Below are 16,249 nucleotides of genomic sequence, written 5' to 3' on the forward strand. Positions count from 1 at the left end.
GCGCCATGTTACTTTCATGATGATAGTGACGTCCATAGGGTCTGTTCCCTCACCGCAACCGGAGTCGATTGATCATGAGTAAACGCATCGTTGTGACAGGCATGGGCGCGCTGACGCCGTTGGGCGCTGACGTGGAATCCACCTGGCGCCGCCTGTTGGCCGGACAATCGGGCATCCGTCGCCTGCCGGAAGACTTGATCGGGGATTTGGCCGTCAGCATCGGTGGCCAGGTGCAGAGCGCTATCCAGGATCCTGAAGCCGGATTTGACCCGGACCGCCTGCTGGCAGCCAAGGAACAACGCAAGATGGACCGCTTTATCCTGTTCGCGCTGGCGGCGGCGGATGAAGCCTTGAAACAGGCGGGTTGGGCGCCGAACACAGTGGAACAACAGGAACGCACGGCGACCATTATTGCGTCGGGTGTCGGCGGTTTCCCGGCGATTGCCGATGCAGTGCGCACTACTGACAGCAAAGGCCCGCGCCGATTGTCCCCGTTTACCATCCCGTCCTTCTTGAGCAACATGGCCGCCGGGCATGTGTCGATCAACTACGGCTTGAAAGGCCCGCTGGGCGCGCCGGTGACGGCCTGTGCCGCGGGTGTGCAGGCTATCGGCGACGCGGCGCGGATGATTCGTGCCGGGGAAGTCGATGTAGCGGTGTGCGGCGGCGCCGAAGCGGCGATTCATCGGGTCAGTCTTGCCGGTTTTGCGGCAGCGCGAGCCCTGTCCAGCGACTTCAATGACAGCCCTGAGCGGGCTTCGCGGCCATTCGACCAGGCGCGCGACGGGTTTGTCATGGGCGAAGGCGCTGGCATCCTGGTCATCGAAGCACTCGAACACGCCCTGGCCCGTGGCGCGCAGCCGATTGCGGAGTTGGTGGGCTACGGCACCAGTGCCGACGCCTTTCACATGACGGCCGGACCGGAAGATGGCGATGGTGCGCGACGCGCCATGCAGCAAGCCTTGCGCCAGGCAGGAATCGAGGCGGCCCAGGTTCAATACTTGAACGCTCACGCAACTTCCACACCGGTGGGCGATAAAGGTGAACTGGCGGCGATCAGGACGGTATTTGGCGCTGACGGCAGCCCGGCGATCAGCTCGACCAAATCCGCCACCGGTCACCTGTTGGGCGCTGCGGGCGGTATCGAAGCGATCTTCACCGTTCTCGCCCTGCGCGATCAGGTCGCCCCGGTCACCCTCAACCTGGAAACCCCCGACGCGCTTGCAGATGGCCTGGACCTGCTGCGCGGTGCAGCCCGGCCGATGCCCATTGAATACGCGCTGTCCAACGGCTTCGGCTTTGGCGGCGTGAATGCCAGCGTGCTGTTCCGCCGCTGGGCGTAGTTTGCCCCTGCGGTATTTTTCGGGGACCATGGGCGCCTTTCTGAACCTGCCAACGAGAGGCGCCCATGGCTAACCACGACCTGCACTACACCCCGGATCCCGATGCTGACTCGATTTCTTCGGATGTGATCGGCTTCAACGGCATCCTGGTGTCCACCCAGATCCCGACCCGCGCCGATGGCAGCCTGGAGCTGGGCGATATCACCCTGCAAAGCGAATGCACCCTGCAAGCCTTGAAAGTCGCCCTGGAAAAGGCCGGCAGCTCCATGGACCGGGTGATGCACCTGACCATTTATCTGACGGATATGGCCGATCGCGCCGCCTTCAACGAGGTCTACAAGCGCTTCTTTGCCAAGCCCTGGCCCGTGCGTGCGGCGGTTGGCGTGGCCGCGTTGGCGGTAGAGGGCATGCGCGTGGAAGTCACTGCGATGGCCGCTCAAGCCTGAGTGGGTGCCGGTCAGGCATTTCACAGCTACAATGCGCGCCTCAACCGTGACAAGCCTGACTAAAAAAACTATGTCCTTGCCCAAGCATCACCTGGAATTGCTCAGCCCTGCCCGCGATGTCGCCATCGCGCGCGAGGCGATCCTGCATGGCGCCGACGCCGTGTACATTGGCGGCCCGAGCTTCGGCGCGCGCCATAACGCCTGTAATGACGTGAGCGATATCGCGTCCCTGGTCGAATTCGCCCGCCGTTATCACGCGCGCGTCTTCACCACGATCAACACCATCCTGCATGACAACGAACTGGAGCCCGCGCGCAAGCTGATCCATCAGCTCTACGACGCCGGCGTCGACGCGTTGATCGTGCAAGACCTGGGCGTGATGGAGCTGGATATTCCGCCCATCGAGCTGCACGCCAGCACCCAGACCGACATTCGTACCCTGGGCCGCGCCAAGTTTCTCGACCAGGCCGGTTTTTCGCAGTTGGTATTGGCCCGTGAGCTGAACCTGCAGGAAATCCGTGCCATTGCTGACGAAACCGATGCCGCCATCGAGTTCTTCATCCACGGCGCCCTGTGCGTGGCGTTTTCCGGGCAGTGCAACATCTCTCACGCACAGAACGGCCGCAGCGCCAACCGGGGTGATTGCTCCCAGGCCTGCCGTTTGCCGTACACCTTGAAAGATGACCAGGGCCGCGTCGTGGCCTTTGAAAAGCACCTGCTGTCGATGAAAGACAACAACCAGAGCGCCAACATTCGCGCGCTGGTCGAAGCCGGCGTGCGTTCGTTCAAGATCGAAGGCCGCTACAAGGACATGGGTTATGTGAAGAACATCACCGCCTATTACCGACAGCGCCTGGATGATGTGCTTGAAGACCGCCCGGACCTGGCGCGTGCTTCCAGCGGCCGTACCGCGCACTTCTTCCTGCCGGACCCGGAAAAAACCTTCCACCGTGGCAGCACTGACTACTTCGTCACCGACCGCAAGGTCGACATCGGCGCCTTCGACACTCCAACCTTCACCGGCCTGCCGGTGGGTGTGGTGGAAAAAGCCGGCAAGCGTGACCTGCAAGTGGTCACCCATGAGCCGCTGTCCAATGGCGACGGTCTGAACGTGCTGATCAAGCGCGAAGTGGTGGGTTTCCGCGCCAACATCGCCGAGCCTAAAGGCGAGTTCGAGGAAGATGGCGAGAAGCGCTATCGCTACCGCGTCGAGCCGAACGAAATGCCGGCCGGCCTGCACCAGCTGCGCCCGCATCATCCGCTGAACCGCAACCTGGACCACAACTGGCAACAGGCGCTGCTCAAGACTTCATCCGAACGCCGCATCGGCCTGACCTGGACCGCTCGTCTGCGCGAAGCACAGCTGGAAGTCACCGCCACCAGTGAAGAAGGCATCAGCGCCAGCGTCACCCTGCCCGGCCCGTTCGGCGTAGCCAACAAGCCAGAACAGGCGCTGGACACCCTGCGCGACCTGCTCGGTCAACTGGGCACCACCGAATACCATGCGACCGACATCCAACTGGATGCGCCGCAGGCGTTCTTCATCCCCAACTCGCAGCTCAAGGCCTTGCGCCGCGAAGTGATCGAAGCGCTGACCGCTGCCCGTGTGGCCGCGCACCCGCGTGGTGGTCGCAAAGCCGAAACCTCGCCGCCGCCGGTGTACCCGGAAGCGCATCTGTCGTTCCTGGCCAACGTCTACAACCAGAAGGCCCGTGATTTCTATTACCGTCACGGCGTGAAGCTAATCGACGCCGCCTTCGAAGCCCACGAAGAAACCGGCGAAGTGCCGGTGATGATCACCAAGCACTGCCTGCGCTTCTCGTTCAACCTGTGCCCTAAACAGGCCAAGGGTGTGACGGGCGTGAAGACCAAGGTCGCGCCGATGCAACTGATTCACGGCGATGAAGTGCTGACTCTGAAGTTCGACTGCAAGCCGTGCGAAATGCACGTGGTGGGCAAGATCAAGGGCCACATCCTTGGCTTGCCGCAGCCAGGCAGCGCAGTGGAGCACTTCAACCCGGAAAACATCATTTTCCAGGGTACGCACTGAGCCTCCGGGAGCGGGGCCACCACCAGCCCCGCTGCAACCCCGCCGCCGCCAGCAGAATTGCCGCCACACCCAGCCATTGCAGCCAGCCCAGGCGGTGCCCAAAGGCGATCCAATCGACGAAGATCGCCGCAATCGGGTATATGAATGACAGCGCGCCGGTAATGGCCGTGGGCAGTTTCTGGATCGCGCCGTACAGCAACACGTACATCAAACCGGTGTGCACCACGCCGAGGGTTACCAATGCCGCCCAGGCATTGGGGGTGGCCGGCAGACTGTTCCAAGGCACCATTGGCGCGAGTAACAGCGCGCCGGTGGTCACCTGGATCAACGCCATCAAATGCGGCGGTACTTCTTTCAAACGCTTGATGATCAGCGCCGCAATCGCATACAGGAACGCCGCGCCCAGCGCCAAGGCGATGCCGGTCAGGTAATCGTCGCCGGTCTGCTGGTCGCCATGGGCGGTGACAATCGCGAGCATGCCCAGGAACGCCACGCTCAGCCACGCCAGTTTCTGCACGGTGATTTTTTCGCCCAGGAACAGCGCCGCCAGCATTACCAGCATGAACGGCTGCACGTTATACACCGCCGTGCTGATGGCGATGGACGCGCGGGAATAGGATTCGAACAGCAGCAACCAATTGCCGACAATCGCCACGCCACTGAGCATCGCCAGGCCGAGCTTGGCCCAGGTCAGCAGGTCCAGGCGCAGGTAACCCAGCAGTGCGCAGACCAGCAACAGCGTCAGCCCGCCGATCACACAGCGCCAGAACACCACTTCGATCACCGACACGCCAGAGACCAGTACAAACCAGCCAATGGTGCCCGAGATCAGCATAGCGGCGACCATTTCCCACGACCCGCGACGGATGGATGTGTCCATGATTGAAGCTCCTCAAGTGAGGCTCAATTATGGCAATCTGCTCAGCAGCGGCTCCAGCGCCTAAAAAAGGCCAAACCGCTGGATTGCCTTTACTTATTAGGTGGACACCATGATTGACACCATCGACCAGCAACTCATCGCCGCCTTGATGGACGACTCGCGCCTGTCGCTCAAGGCCCTGGCCGGCATTACCGGGCTGTCCTCGCCCAGTGTCGGCGAGCGTCTGCGCCGTCTCGAAGAACGCGGCGTACTGACCCACTACACCGTCACCATAGACCCCAAGCATTTCGGCTACCTGCTGCAAGCCATCGTGCGCATCCGCCCCCTGCCCGGCAAATTGCAGGAGGTGGAGCGACAGATCCAGGCGATTCCCGAATTCACCGAGTGCGACAAGGTGACGGGCGATGATTGCTTCATCGCGCGCCTGCATGTACGCACCATGGATCATCTGGACAGCCTGCTCGATAGGCTCAATGCCTATGCCGAGACCAACACCGCCATCGTCAAGAAAACCCCGGTGAAACGACGCTTGCCGCCGCTGGGCGATTCGTGATTTTGAGTCAACAGCGCAATGCCTGGGATCAACAGGTGAAACGCTCATGTACGACCCATCGCTGATAACTGTGGGAGCTGGCTTGCCTGCGATAGCGGTGGATCAGCGACGCAAGTGTAAGCTGACAGTCAGCCATCGCAGGCAAGCCAGCTCCCACAGTGGGTCCGCATCGCCTATCCGTGCAGCGCTTTTGCCGCTGCCAGCAAGCCCTGGAACTTGCCGTATCGCACTGCAAGCACCGCCTGTTGCGAGGGATCCGGCGTATACCGTGCCTTCACCGGTATCCCCGCTTGCAACAACCCATCCCCCTGCCCGATCGACAGAAATCCTAGCTTCGCGGCACCGATACAGGCACTCAACTCACTGCCGTGCAACGTGAAGATCTCCCGCTGCAGGATATTGGCCAGCAGCTGCGCCCAGTATTCACTGCGCGCACCGCCACCCACCAGTGCACACGCACCGACGCGGGCACCTGCTGATTGCACTGCGTGCATCGCATCACGCAAACCGAACCCTACCCCTTCCATCACGGCATAACCAAGCATTGCGGGGGTGCAGTCGTGGCCCAGCCCCATAAAGCCGCCGCGCAGCAAAGGATCGTTATGCGGTGTGCGTTCACCCGCCAGGTACGGCAAAAACAACGGCGTGGCCACTGGCACCGGCTGCTCGATCGGCAGTTGCGCCTGCACCTGGTCCAGCAACGCTTGCTCATCCGCAGTGCCCGTCAGCCGTGTGACCCAACGCAGGCAACTGGCCCCGGCCAGCATGGCGCCCATGGTGTACCAACGGTTCGGCAGCGCATGGCAGAAGCTGTGCACGGCACTGGCCGGGTTCCCGGCGGCGTGGTCGGTAATTGCCACGATCGCTGCGCTGGTGCCAAGGGTGATGAATCCATCGCCTGCGTTGATCGCGCCGATACCGACGGCGGCCACCGGATTGTCGCCACCGCCGCCGGCAATCATGACGTCAGTCGACAGCCCCAGGTCAGCCGCCGTCAAACGCGCACTTGCTGCGCCGCCTTCAACCAGCCTGGGCATCTGTTCTGGCGCAAGGCCCGTAGCGCGCAGCATGGGGCCGAACCACTCACGGTGCGCCACGTCCAGCCACAACGTGCCGGCGGCATCGGACATCTCGCTGATGCGCTCGCCACACAAGCGCAAACGCAGGTAATCCTTGGGTGACAGCACACAATCGATGGCGTTGAATACAGCAGGCTCATGCTGCTTGAGCCACAATAATTTGGGCGCCGTGAGCCCGGCCATCGGCAAACTGCCGGTGACCTCGGCAAACTCCGCTCCCAGCAGTTGCGCCTGAGCGACAGCTCGAGAGTCGTCCCACAGAATTGCCGGATACAACACGCGGTTGTCAGCCCCCAGCAGCACCGCGCCGTGCATTTGCCCGGACAGGCCGATACAGGCAACTCGAGCAAATGCCTCATGCGTGCGCAACTGGGCCAGCGCTTGCAAACACGCCTGCCACCAATCCTGGGGGTCTTGCTCGGACCAGCCGCTATGACGCCGCGACACACTCAGGCGCACGCCGGCATGGGCCAGCACTGTGCCGTCGAGGTCCATGAGGATGGCCTTGAGTTCCGAGGTGCCGAGGTCGATGCCGAGGGAAACGGGGTTGCTCATACGGGGTCATTCCACTCCATTACAGCCACATGAATGACGCCATTGCAGCGTCGGCGCCAGGCGCACACTCTGGGTCGGTGCGCCGGGTGAAGCCATGCGTTGCAACAACAGGTTCACCGCCTGTGCGCCGAGTGCCTGCACCGGCTGCGCGATCAAGGTCAGGCGCGGCACGAAGAAATCCGCCCAGTCGAAATCATCAAAACCCACCAGCGCCATCTGCGCCGGCACGTCGATCTGCGCGTCACGCAGGGCCTGCATGGCGCCCAGGGTCATCAGGTTGTTGCCGGCCATGATCGCCGTCGGCGGTAACGCCAAGCCCAGCAGCTGCACCGTGGCCTGGCGTGCCGGCTCAGTGTTGGAGCCGCCATTGACCAGCAGATCCGGATCAAACGTCAGCCCCGCTCCCTGCAATGCGGCACGGTAACCGGCGACACGCTCATCGGTGGTGCTGAACCCCTCGCGACCGGCGATAAAGCCGATCCGCCGATGACCATGGCCGATCAGGTGTTCAACCAGCACTTGGGTAGGCTGGGCATTCTCCACCCCAACCTGATCGAAGTGCTCACTCATCATGCGGTCCACCAGCACCGCTGGAATTTCGTTGGTGCGCAGATAATCCAGGGCCTTTGAGCCGTTCGAAGGCGCCAGCACAATCCCATCGACCCGCCGATGATGCAGCGCCGTGACCACTTTCAGCTCCTGCTCCGGATCATCATGGGTGTCGACAAACAACATCATGTAGCCGTGTTGGGCGCACGCGGTTTCAATCGCGTGCACCGTCTCACTGAAATAGTGGTTGGACAACGCCGAGATCGCTACACCAATGGTGTTGGTACTCGACCGGGCCAGCGAGCGCGCCAGGGTGTTGGGGATGTAGCCCAACGCCTGGATCGCCTGCTGCACCGCCAGCACGGTGGCCGGGCTGACCTTGCGGGTGCCGTTCAACACGTGGGACACCGTCGACGTCGACACCCCCGCCCTGCTTGCCACGTCATCCATGGTGACCACGACGCTGTTCCTTCTCAGTGGATCAATGTTTGCTCGACCAACCGCTGTACGTAGCGACGTTGTCACGGGTGATCAGTTTGGGCGTGAGCAGGGTAACCGCTTCGGCCGGGGCTTTGTCATTGAGAATGTCATTGCCCACGTTCACCGCGGTCTGCGCCATGGCCCACGGGGCCTGGCTGGACGACGCCTGGATCTGCGAGTCGGTCTTCAGTGCGTTCTCGATATCCGGCGCGCCGTCCACCGAGGTGATGATGATGCCGCTGCGCTTGAGCTGCTTGGCGGCCAGGTCGCTGCCGATGGCTTGTGGGTCATTGATCGCGAACAGGCCGTCGATTTTCGGGAAACGCGTAAGGTAACCCTGCATCACGTTCAGGCCACCTTCGCGGGAGCCTTTGCCGTCCTGGTCGTCGGACAGCACCTTGATATCCGGCGCGGCGGCCAGTGCGGCCTTGCAGCCTTTGACGCGGTCAGTCACGGCGGTGACTTGCGGGCCATTCTGGATGATCACATTGCCCTTGCCAGAGAGCTTGTCCACCAGGTATTGGCAGGCCAGCTTGCCGGCTTCGACGTTGTCGGTCTGCACGGTGGCGTTCACGCCCTTGGCGTCCACATCTACGGCGACGACGACGATGCCGGCGTCACGGGCCTTCTTGATGGCCGAGGCCATGGCAGAGGGGTCGACGGCGTTGATCAGGATCAGGTCGACCTTGGACGAAATGAAATTGTCGATCTGCGAAAACTGCTTGCTCAGGTCGTAGTCAGCCGACACCAAGGTGACCTTGACGTTGGGGTTCAACTCCTTGGCCCTGGCGGTTGCGCCGTCGGCCAGGGTCACGAAATACGGGTTGCCCAGTGAGCCCATGCTGATGCCCAGGGCCTTCAACTCACGGGCTTCGACGGCCTGGGACATCAGGGCAGCCAAGGCAATGACGGGAAAGATACGTTTAAGGTTCATGCGGGTCTCTCTTGTGATTGTTGTAGGAATCAGGTCCGCGCACCGGACTGGCGATAACGATCCAGCGCCACCGCGCCAATGATCACGATGCCCTTGATGATGTATTGCCAGATATCCGACACACCCAGCAGCACCAGGCCGTTGGTGAGCACGGCGATGATCAGCGCACCGATCAACGTACCGCCGATGGTGCCGACGCCGCCGGTAAAACTGGTGCCACCGAGAATGACTGCCGCAATCGCATCCAGCTCGTAGGATTGCCCGAGTTGCAGGCCGTTGGCGGCGAACAATCGCGAAGCGCTCATCACCGCGCCCAATCCGGCCAGCGCACCGGACATGGCGTAGACGAACAGCAGCACTTTCCACACCTTGATACCCGACAACCGCGCCGCCTCCGGGTTGCCGCCCACCGAGTAGATCTGCACGCCCATCACCGTGCGGCGCAGGATGAACCACGACAGCGCCACCACGGCCACGGCAATGATCACCAGCCAGGGCACGCCGAGTAACGAGTCATTGCCGATAAAGGCAAACGGCAGGTCCGGGTTGAACACCGTCTTGTCATCCGCCAATAGCCGCGCCAAACCGCGCATGGCCGTCAGTGCGCCGAGAGTGACGATAAACGGCGGCAGGCGCATGAAGGCGATCAAGCCGCCATTGACCAGGCCGAGCAACAGCCCGAAACCGATACCGGCAGCAATCCCGAACATGCCGAACTGCGGCGACATCGACGCCTGCAATGCCACCACGGCTGAAGCGGCCAGGATCGCGCCCACCGACAAGTCGATGCCGGCAGTGAGGATCACAAAGGTCATGCCCGCCGCCAGCACCACATTCACCGACGCCTGCTGGGTGATGATCGACAGGTTCTGCACCGTCAGGAAGTTCTCACTGGCCAGGGCGAAGCCCACCAGCAGCAGGATCAGCACCGGCAACATGCCGACCGTGCGCATCAACTCGCGCGCGCGTTCCGCTTTACCTGTTGTTGCGATATTCAACTCAGCCATGGGCAACCACCTGATCGCCACCGGTGGCGAGGTCAATAATGCGTTCCTGGGAAATAGCCTGGCCGGAGGCGCCGCCGACTTCAGCGACGAGCTGGCCTTCGCGCATGATCAGCACGCGGTCGCAGGTGCCGATGATTTCCGGCAGCTCGCTGGAGATCACCACGATGCCGACACCGGCCTGGGCCAATTGATTGATGATGCGGTAGATCTCGGATTTGGAGCCGATGTCGACGCCACGCGTGGGTTCGTCGAGGATCAGCACGTGCGGCTTCACCTCCAGCAGTCGCGCCAACAGCACTTTCTGCTGATTGCCGCCGGACAGCGCGCCGACATTGACCTTGCCCGACGCCACGCGAATCGACAGTGACTTGATCGCATCGTTTGAACGCTGCAAGGCATGCCCGCGATCCAGCACGCCACCGGCATGGGCATCCGGCACACAGGCGCAGACGTTGATGTTGTCCGCCACGCTCATGTCGAGGAACAGGCCCTGGGCCTTGCGGTCTTCGGTGAGGTAGACCACGCCTGCGCGGATCGCGTCCGCCGGGGTGCGCAGCTGGGTGACGGTCTTGCCGACCACTTCCAAGGTGCCCGAGGTGCGGGGGTCGGCCGCAAAGATCAGCCGCGCCAGCTCGGTGCGCCCTGCCCCGACCAGCCCGGCAATGCCCAGCACTTCGCCGGCATGCAGGTCAAAGCTGCACTGGCGCACGCGCTTGCCGTCGGCCATGTCGCGCACGCGCATCACCACGTTGCCGGGGTTGTAGGCGGCGTGTTCTTTCTTGTAGAAGCCTGACAGGTCGCGGCCCACCATCATTTTCACCAGCACTTCGGCCGACAACGCGTCGCGGGTCAGTTCACCGATGTATTGGCCGTCCCGCAGCACCGAAACACGGTCCGACAGCTCGTAGATCTCGGCCATGCGGTGGCTGATATAGATGATCGCCAGGCCTTGGCTGCGTAGTTGCTTGATCAGCGCAAACAACCGGTCGGTCTCGCGGGATGACAACGGTGTGGTCGGCTCGTCCATCACCAGGATCTTGGCGTGGGCGTGCAGGGCGCGGGCGATCTCCACTAACTGGCGCTCGGCAATCGACAGGCTGCTGACCCGTGTCGCCGGGGTGAATTCGGCGCCGAGGCGTTGCAGCACCTCGATGCACCCCGCTTCCATGCCCTTGCGATCGATGGTCCAGCCACGCCGCAGTTCGCGGCCCAGGTAGATGTTCTCGGCCACGCTCAGGTTGGGGCACAGGCTCAATTCTTGATAGATAACGGCGATGCCGAGGGTTTTCGCGGTGGCGGGGTCGAAGCAGGCTACCGTTTGACCGGCAATGCGGATTTCACCGCCGGGGTCGGCTTGATAGGCGCCGGAGAGGATTTTCATCAGCGTGGACTTGCCAGCGCCGTTCTCCCCCATCAAGGCATGGATTTCGCCGGGGTAGACCTTCAGGCCGACATTCTTGAGCACGCGCAAACCGTTGAAGGTTTTGCTGATGCCCTGCATTTCAAGCAAGGGTTCAAGGCTCATGAATGAGCTCCTGGTTTTATTATTTTTGTCGTCAGTGGGCCGACTCTAATGTAGAAACATTTCTTTACGCAAGCGCTTGCCTACCTGTTTTTGTGCGTGAAGAAACGTTTCATCAAGCCAATTTATTGAATAGGCACACAAAGCATCGGTTTTACCGTTTGTCTGCTATTGTCCAAGTACCTCATCTCCTCCTCATCGCCCCCCAAGCGATCTTCTGTGAGCATGCTCTGCGCCCTTGTCGGCTGACGACGGCGGGCCTGAACGTCACGGAACGCACAAGCGATGGACACACCGTTACCCGAACAACCGCAATCGCGCGCCGAGAAAATCGTCGAGTTCAAACGGCAGAAAACCCTGCTCAAGACCGGCGCGCTGCAAGACGCCATCTTCAACAGCGCCTACTTCTCCAGCATCGCCACCGATGAAAAAGGCGTGATCCAGATCTTCAACGTCGGCGCCGAACGCATGCTCGGTTATGCTGCCGCCGATGTGGTCAACCGCATCACCCCCGCCGATATCTCAGACCCCGTCGAGCTGATCACCCGCGCCGCTGCCCTCAGCCTGGAACTGGATACGCCCATTACGCCGGGTTTCGAAGCCCTGGTGTTCAAGGCTTCCCGCGGCATCGAAGACATCTACGAGCTGACCTACATTCGCCAGGACGGCAGTCGCCTGTCGGCCATGGTTTCGGTGACCGCCCTGCGCAACCGGCATGACACCATCATCGGCTACCTGCTGATCGGCACCGACAACACCGCGCGCAAGCAGGAAGAAGCCGAGCGCAAAGGCTTCGAGCGTGCGTTGGAAGAAAAGAACCTGGAGCTGGAACACGCCAGCCACATGAAGTCCGAGTTCCTCGCCACGATGTCCCACGAACTGCGCACACCGTTGAATGCGGTGATCGGCTTTTCCGAGGCGCTTAAGGACGGCTTGGTCGGTGAAATGAGCGAGACCCAGCGCGAATACATCGGGGACATCTTCACCAGCGGCCAGCACTTGCTGTCGTTGATCAACGATATTCTCGACCTGTCCAAGGTCGAGGCCGGGATGATGGAACTGGAGCTGGAAAGCGTTGAACTGGCGGGCCTTTTGGCCAACAGCCTGCTGATCGTGCGGGAGAAGGCCGCACTGCAACGTATCCAATTGAAGCTGGAATGCCCCGACGACCTCGGCCACCTGGAACTGGACCTGCGCAAGACCAAGCAGATCGTCTACAACCTGCTGGCCAACGCGGTGAAGTTCAGCGAACACGGTAGTTCGGTAACACTGACGGTGCGCCAGGTCACCCGCGAACAGGTCGGGCAGATTCCCGGCGATTGGCCGGTGTATCGCTTTGCCTTGCCCGCGAGCCCTCAGCAGCAATTCCTGGAGTTGAGCGTCAGCGACACCGGTATCGGCATTGCCGAGGACGATATGGGCAAGCTGTTCAAGGCCTTCAGCCAGATCGACAGCAGCCTGGCGCGCAAATTCGAAGGCACGGGCCTGGGGTTGGCGATGGTCAAGCAACTGGCGGACTTGCAGGGTGGCAGTGTCGCGGTGGCCAGTCGCGAAGGCTGTGGCGCGCGGTTTGTGGCGTGGTTGCCACTGCACCGCGCGGCGGAGGCTCCATGGCCCACATCCTGATCGTTGAAGACAATGAAGCCAATATGCGCCTGGCGCGCCTGTTGCTGGTGAACGCCGGTCATACAACCGTGTGGGCGCCCGATGCCGAGACCGGCCTGACCCAGGCCCGCGAACAACAACCTGCGCTGATCCTGATGGATATCCAACTGCCCGGCATGGACGGCCTGGCCGCCACTGCTCTGCTCAAGCAGGACCCGCTGACGGCGCACATTCCGGTGATCGCCCTGACCGCCATGGCAATGAAGGAAGACCGTGAAAAGACCCGGCTGGCCGGCTGCGACGCCTATGTGATCAAACCCCTGCGTTACAAGGAGCTGTATCAGGTGATCGATACGCTGCTGCAAACCCACAACGACCCTCTCAGATGAGAATGCACCCATGGCCACGCTGCTGATCGTTGATGATGAACCTCAGGTGCGCAAGCTCCTGGAAACGCTGTTGCACCACGAAGGCTACCAGACCGTCAGCGCGAGCAGCGGCGAAGAGGCGCTGCAGGTCGTGGTGCAACAGGCGCCCGATCTGATCCTGCTGGACATCATGATGCCGGGGATGGATGGGTATGAGGTGGCCAGCCAACTGAAAAGTGACGACGCCACGGCGGGTATTCCGATCATCATGCTATCGGCCCTCAGTGATGCTGGCGCGCGCGTCAGCGGCCTGGAAAGCGGTGCCGAAGAGTTCATCAGCAAACCGATCGAGCGTATCGAACTGTCCCTGCGTGTGCGCAACCTGCTGCGGCTCACCGCCCACGGCGAGCGCGCAGATAGTCTGCGCCAAGCCCTGCAACCCGACGTCGACCGTCGGGACCTGGAAACCGCCCTGCGCCAGGCCGTGGAACGCAATGAATTCATCGTGCATTACCAGCCAAAAGTCGAGCTTGCGACGGGCCAGCTTTGCGCGCTTGAGGCCCTGCTGCGCTGGGACCGGCCGGGGCATGGCGCGGTGTCCCCGGCGGTGTTTGTACCGGTATTGGAAAGTCTGGGGCTGATCGTAGCGGTAGGACGCTGGGTGATCGAGGCCGTTTGCCAACAGATCGCGACCTGGCAACGCAGTGCCATTGGCGCTGTGGAGGTGTCGGTCAACGTGTCCGGCCATCAATTGATCGAGGGCGACCTGATTGCCGATATTGCGCGCATCCTGGCGCAAACTGGCGTCGAGCCGCACTGGCTGGAAGTGGAGCTGACCGAAGGCTCGTTGATGGAGAACACCCAGCACACCATCGCCAGCCTGCAACGTTTACATGCCATGGGCGTGAAAATCTCCATCGACGATTTTGGCACCGGCTATTCAAGCCTGGCGTACCTGCGGCGTTTTCCCATCGACACGCTGAAGATCGACATCGCGTTTATCCGCGAAGTCACCAGCAACCCCCAGGACGCCGCGATTACCCGCACCATCATTGAACTGGCCCACAGCCTCAACCTGCGGGTGGTCGCCGAAGGCGTAGAAACCCAGGCGCAATTGGCGTTCCTGAAGGACGCCGGCTGCGATCAGATCCAAGGCTACCTGTTCAGCCGGCCATTGCCGGTGGCCACCCTGGAACGGCTGCTGCTGGAGCGTTCAGAGACTCCGTGAAATCTCATCGCGCAGGCACTCGATCAATCCACGGTGAGTCGCGCTCAGGCGCTCGGCGCCGCTGACCAACGCCAGTTCCGACGGCGGCACAGGAGGAAGCTCGGTGCAGATGCGGTGGCTGGGCAGCACGGCACTTATCGGCAAGATACTGACTCCCAGGCCTGATGTGACCGCCGCCTGGATCCCGGTGAGGCTGTGGCTGCCAAACGCCACGCGCCAACTGCGCCGGGCCTTGTCCAAGGTACGAATGGCGCGCTGGCGGTAGATGCAGCCTTGGGGGAACAGGGCCAGGGGCAAGGTGTCGAGTTGCATATCCTGGCCCTGGCCACACACCCACACCAAGGGCTCCGGCCAGCTGGCGTGGCACTCACCGCTGCCGGCTTCGCGCTTGACCAGGGCGATGTCGATTTCTCCGCTGTCCAGTTGCCGACGCAGGTCGGTACTCATGCCGCTGACCGTCTCCAGTCGCGCCTCGGGGCGGGCGCGTACGAACCCCGAAAGCATTGACGCCATGCGCCTCGCGTCGAAATCCTCCGGCACGCCCAGGCGCACCGGCACTACGCTGGCCTCGGTATCCAAGGCATCGCGGGCTTCACGGGACAGGTTCAACAGGCGGCGCGCGTAATGGGTCAGCAGTTCGCCGTGTTCGGTGGCGCTGACTTGCTGGCCCGAGCGGTCGCGCACCAGCAACACCTGGCCGACGCTTTCTTCCAGCTTGCGAATCTGCTGGCTGACCGTGGACTGGGTGCGGTGCACGCGCTCGGCGGCACGGGTGAAGCTGCCTTCGTCGACCACGCAGACCAGGGTATGCAAGAGTTCCAGATCAAACATGGCGGCGGCCTTCTTATCGACAATTCAACTGTGATGCAGAGGTTAATTTAATTTCCTACTAAGAGCCAGGTTTCCTATGCTGCATCGACCACCCACTTTCCTGCAGGTGCACCATGCCGCTCGAACACTCCCCTCGCCCGCTGTGGCTGACCTTTGATTGCTACGGCACTTTGATCCAATGGGACGAAGGCCTGCGTGCCGCTGTCGACCACATCCTGGATCAAAAAGGCGAGCATCAGGTCGATAGAGAAACGTTGATCAGCGTGTACGACCATCACGAACATGCCCTGGAGCAAACCCCACCGCACCGCAGCTTCCGCACCCTCGCGGGGCTGAGCCTGCAACTCGCGCTCAAGGAGCTGGGCTTGCCTGCCAATGACCAGGATGGCGCAATCCTCACCGACAGCATCAGCGCCATGCCACCGTTTCCCGAGGTGGTGGGTACGCTCAAGCAATTGAAGGACCTGGGCTACAAACTGTGCATCGTTTCCAACACCGACGATGACGTGATCGCCGGCAATGTGGCGCAACTGGGTGGCCACATCGACCGGGTGATCACCGCCCAGCAAGCCGGTGCCTACAAGCCCAATCGACGCCTGTTCGACTACGCCCATGAACAACTGGGCGTGAACCTCGACGAGGTGGTGCACATCTGCGCCAGCCCGCACCTTGACCATGCGGCCGCGCGGGATATCGGCTTTCGCTGCATATGGATCGACCGCGGCACCGGTCGCCAATTGCTGGCCGACTACACACCCGACGCGATCCTGCCAACCCTCGACGGCGTTCCCGAACTGTTCAAGTCCTTGGGGTGGTGAA

15 protein-coding genes are annotated in these 16,249 nt (G+C 62.0%); 8 read left to right on the plus strand and 7 right to left on the minus strand.

Annotated features, from left to right (window positions below):
* Positions 1 to 74 precede the first annotated feature (74 nt).
* The 3 genes from fabF (at position 75) to HX868_RS18290 (ending at position 3,839) form a co-directional block, all read left to right on the plus strand.
* Positions 75 to 1,343, plus strand: coding sequence for a beta-ketoacyl-ACP synthase II (gene fabF, locus HX868_RS18280; RefSeq protein WP_177003862.1), 1,269 nt, complete (start codon positions 75 to 77; stop codon positions 1,341 to 1,343).
* A 65-nt stretch (positions 1,344 to 1,408) separates the two neighbouring features.
* Positions 1,409 to 1,789: a RidA family protein gene (locus HX868_RS18285; protein ID WP_025854722.1), complete on the plus strand. Its 381-nt coding sequence runs from the start codon at positions 1,409 to 1,411 to the stop codon at positions 1,787 to 1,789.
* A 70-nt stretch (positions 1,790 to 1,859) separates the two neighbouring features.
* Positions 1,860 to 3,839: a peptidase U32 family protein gene (locus HX868_RS18290; protein ID WP_177003863.1), complete on the plus strand. Its 1,980-nt coding sequence runs from the start codon at positions 1,860 to 1,862 to the stop codon at positions 3,837 to 3,839.
* On the opposite strand, the gene HX868_RS18295 is transcribed toward HX868_RS18290, so the two are convergent.
* Positions 3,817 to 4,719 (minus strand): DMT family transporter, encoded by a 903-nt coding sequence (locus tag HX868_RS18295; RefSeq protein ID WP_177003864.1) that lies wholly within the window; start codon positions 4,717 to 4,719, stop codon positions 3,817 to 3,819. The two genes, HX868_RS18290 and HX868_RS18295, sit on opposite strands and share 23 nt — an antisense overlap.
* Before the next feature lie 109 nt (positions 4,720 to 4,828).
* Here HX868_RS18295 and HX868_RS18300 point away from each other — a divergent pair, with 109 nt between their 5' ends.
* Positions 4,829 to 5,272 carry an Lrp/AsnC family transcriptional regulator gene (locus HX868_RS18300; protein ID WP_177003865.1) on the plus strand — a complete coding sequence of 148 codons (444 nt, stop codon included), beginning with the start codon at positions 4,829 to 4,831 and terminating at the stop codon, positions 5,270 to 5,272.
* A 173-nt stretch (positions 5,273 to 5,445) separates the two neighbouring features.
* Here the strand turns inward: HX868_RS18300 and xylB are convergent, their stop codons facing one another.
* The 5 genes from xylB to HX868_RS18325 are packed head-to-tail and all read right to left on the minus strand — an operon-like array spanning position 5,446 to position 11,401.
* Entirely contained in the window at positions 5,446 to 6,906 is a 1,461-nt protein-coding gene (xylB, locus tag HX868_RS18305) for a xylulokinase (RefSeq protein WP_177003866.1), read from the minus strand.
* A 6-nt stretch (positions 6,907 to 6,912) separates the two neighbouring features.
* Positions 6,913 to 7,914 carry a substrate-binding domain-containing protein gene (locus tag HX868_RS18310; protein WP_177003867.1) on the minus strand — a complete coding sequence of 334 codons (1,002 nt, stop codon included), beginning with the start codon at positions 7,912 to 7,914 and terminating at the stop codon, positions 6,913 to 6,915.
* Between the two features lie 22 nt (positions 7,915 to 7,936).
* Positions 7,937 to 8,869 (minus strand): ABC transporter substrate-binding protein, encoded by a 933-nt coding sequence (locus HX868_RS18315; protein WP_177003868.1) that lies wholly within the window; start codon positions 8,867 to 8,869, stop codon positions 7,937 to 7,939.
* 29 nt (positions 8,870 to 8,898) lie between these two features.
* On the minus strand, positions 8,899 to 9,876 hold the full coding sequence (locus HX868_RS18320; RefSeq protein ID WP_177003869.1) for an ABC transporter permease subunit: 978 nt from the start codon (positions 9,874 to 9,876) through the stop codon (positions 8,899 to 8,901).
* Entirely contained in the window at positions 9,869 to 11,401 is a 1,533-nt protein-coding gene (locus HX868_RS18325; protein ID WP_177003870.1) for a sugar ABC transporter ATP-binding protein, read from the minus strand. The genes HX868_RS18320 and HX868_RS18325 overlap by 8 nt, the downstream gene beginning before the upstream one ends.
* Before the next feature lie 282 nt (positions 11,402 to 11,683).
* Here HX868_RS18325 and HX868_RS18330 point away from each other — a divergent pair, with 282 nt between their 5' ends.
* From HX868_RS18330 to HX868_RS18340, 3 genes are read left to right on the plus strand one after another with little or no spacing between them, the layout of a single operon-like run.
* On the plus strand, positions 11,684 to 13,024 hold the full coding sequence (locus HX868_RS18330; protein ID WP_177003871.1) for a sensor histidine kinase: 1,341 nt from the start codon (positions 11,684 to 11,686) through the stop codon (positions 13,022 to 13,024).
* Positions 13,009 to 13,392, plus strand: coding sequence for a response regulator (locus HX868_RS18335; protein WP_177003872.1), 384 nt, complete (start codon positions 13,009 to 13,011; stop codon positions 13,390 to 13,392). The genes HX868_RS18330 and HX868_RS18335 overlap by 16 nt, the downstream gene beginning before the upstream one ends.
* A 10-nt stretch (positions 13,393 to 13,402) precedes the next feature.
* Positions 13,403 to 14,599 carry an EAL domain-containing response regulator gene (locus HX868_RS18340; protein ID WP_177003873.1) on the plus strand — a complete coding sequence of 399 codons (1,197 nt, stop codon included), beginning with the start codon at positions 13,403 to 13,405 and terminating at the stop codon, positions 14,597 to 14,599.
* Here HX868_RS18340 and HX868_RS18345 read toward each other — a convergent pair.
* Complete coding sequence (locus tag HX868_RS18345; RefSeq protein WP_177003874.1) at positions 14,585 to 15,430, minus strand: LysR family transcriptional regulator; 846 nt, start codon at positions 15,428 to 15,430, stop codon at positions 14,585 to 14,587. The two genes, HX868_RS18340 and HX868_RS18345, sit on opposite strands and share 15 nt — an antisense overlap.
* Before the next feature lie 113 nt (positions 15,431 to 15,543).
* Here HX868_RS18345 and HX868_RS18350 point away from each other — a divergent pair, with 113 nt between their 5' ends.
* Positions 15,544 to 16,248, plus strand: a complete 705-nt coding sequence (locus HX868_RS18350) for a haloacid dehalogenase type II (protein WP_177003875.1) — start codon at positions 15,544 to 15,546, stop codon at positions 16,246 to 16,248.
* The last annotated feature ends 1 nt before the right edge of the window (position 16,249 follow it).

The organism is Pseudomonas reactans (assembly GCF_013385825.1).
Taxonomy (GTDB): domain Bacteria; phylum Pseudomonadota; class Gammaproteobacteria; order Pseudomonadales; family Pseudomonadaceae; genus Aquipseudomonas; species Aquipseudomonas reactans.

Coding starts and splice junctions, on each gene's coding strand:
- fabF (WP_177003862.1), top strand. CDS start 75: ATGAGTAAACGCATCGTTGTGACAGGCATGGGCGCGCTGACGCCGTTG.
- HX868_RS18285 (WP_025854722.1), top strand. CDS start 1,409: ATGGCTAACCACGACCTGCACTACACCCCGGATCCCGATGCTGACTCG.
- HX868_RS18290 (WP_177003863.1), top strand. CDS start 1,860: ATGTCCTTGCCCAAGCATCACCTGGAATTGCTCAGCCCTGCCCGCGAT.
- HX868_RS18295 (WP_177003864.1), bottom strand. CDS start 4,719: ATGGACACATCCATCCGTCGCGGGTCGTGGGAAATGGTCGCCGCTATG.
- HX868_RS18300 (WP_177003865.1), top strand. CDS start 4,829: ATGATTGACACCATCGACCAGCAACTCATCGCCGCCTTGATGGACGAC.
- xylB (WP_177003866.1), bottom strand. CDS start 6,906: ATGAGCAACCCCGTTTCCCTCGGCATCGACCTCGGCACCTCGGAACTC.
- HX868_RS18315 (WP_177003868.1), bottom strand. CDS start 8,869: ATGAACCTTAAACGTATCTTTCCCGTCATTGCCTTGGCTGCCCTGATG.
- HX868_RS18320 (WP_177003869.1), bottom strand. CDS start 9,876: ATGGCTGAGTTGAATATCGCAACAACAGGTAAAGCGGAACGCGCGCGC.
- HX868_RS18325 (WP_177003870.1), bottom strand. CDS start 11,401: ATGAGCCTTGAACCCTTGCTTGAAATGCAGGGCATCAGCAAAACCTTC.
- HX868_RS18330 (WP_177003871.1), top strand. CDS start 11,684: ATGGACACACCGTTACCCGAACAACCGCAATCGCGCGCCGAGAAAATC.
- HX868_RS18335 (WP_177003872.1), top strand. CDS start 13,009: ATGGCCCACATCCTGATCGTTGAAGACAATGAAGCCAATATGCGCCTG.
- HX868_RS18340 (WP_177003873.1), top strand. CDS start 13,403: ATGGCCACGCTGCTGATCGTTGATGATGAACCTCAGGTGCGCAAGCTC.
- HX868_RS18345 (WP_177003874.1), bottom strand. CDS start 15,430: ATGTTTGATCTGGAACTCTTGCATACCCTGGTCTGCGTGGTCGACGAA.
- HX868_RS18350 (WP_177003875.1), top strand. CDS start 15,544: ATGCCGCTCGAACACTCCCCTCGCCCGCTGTGGCTGACCTTTGATTGC.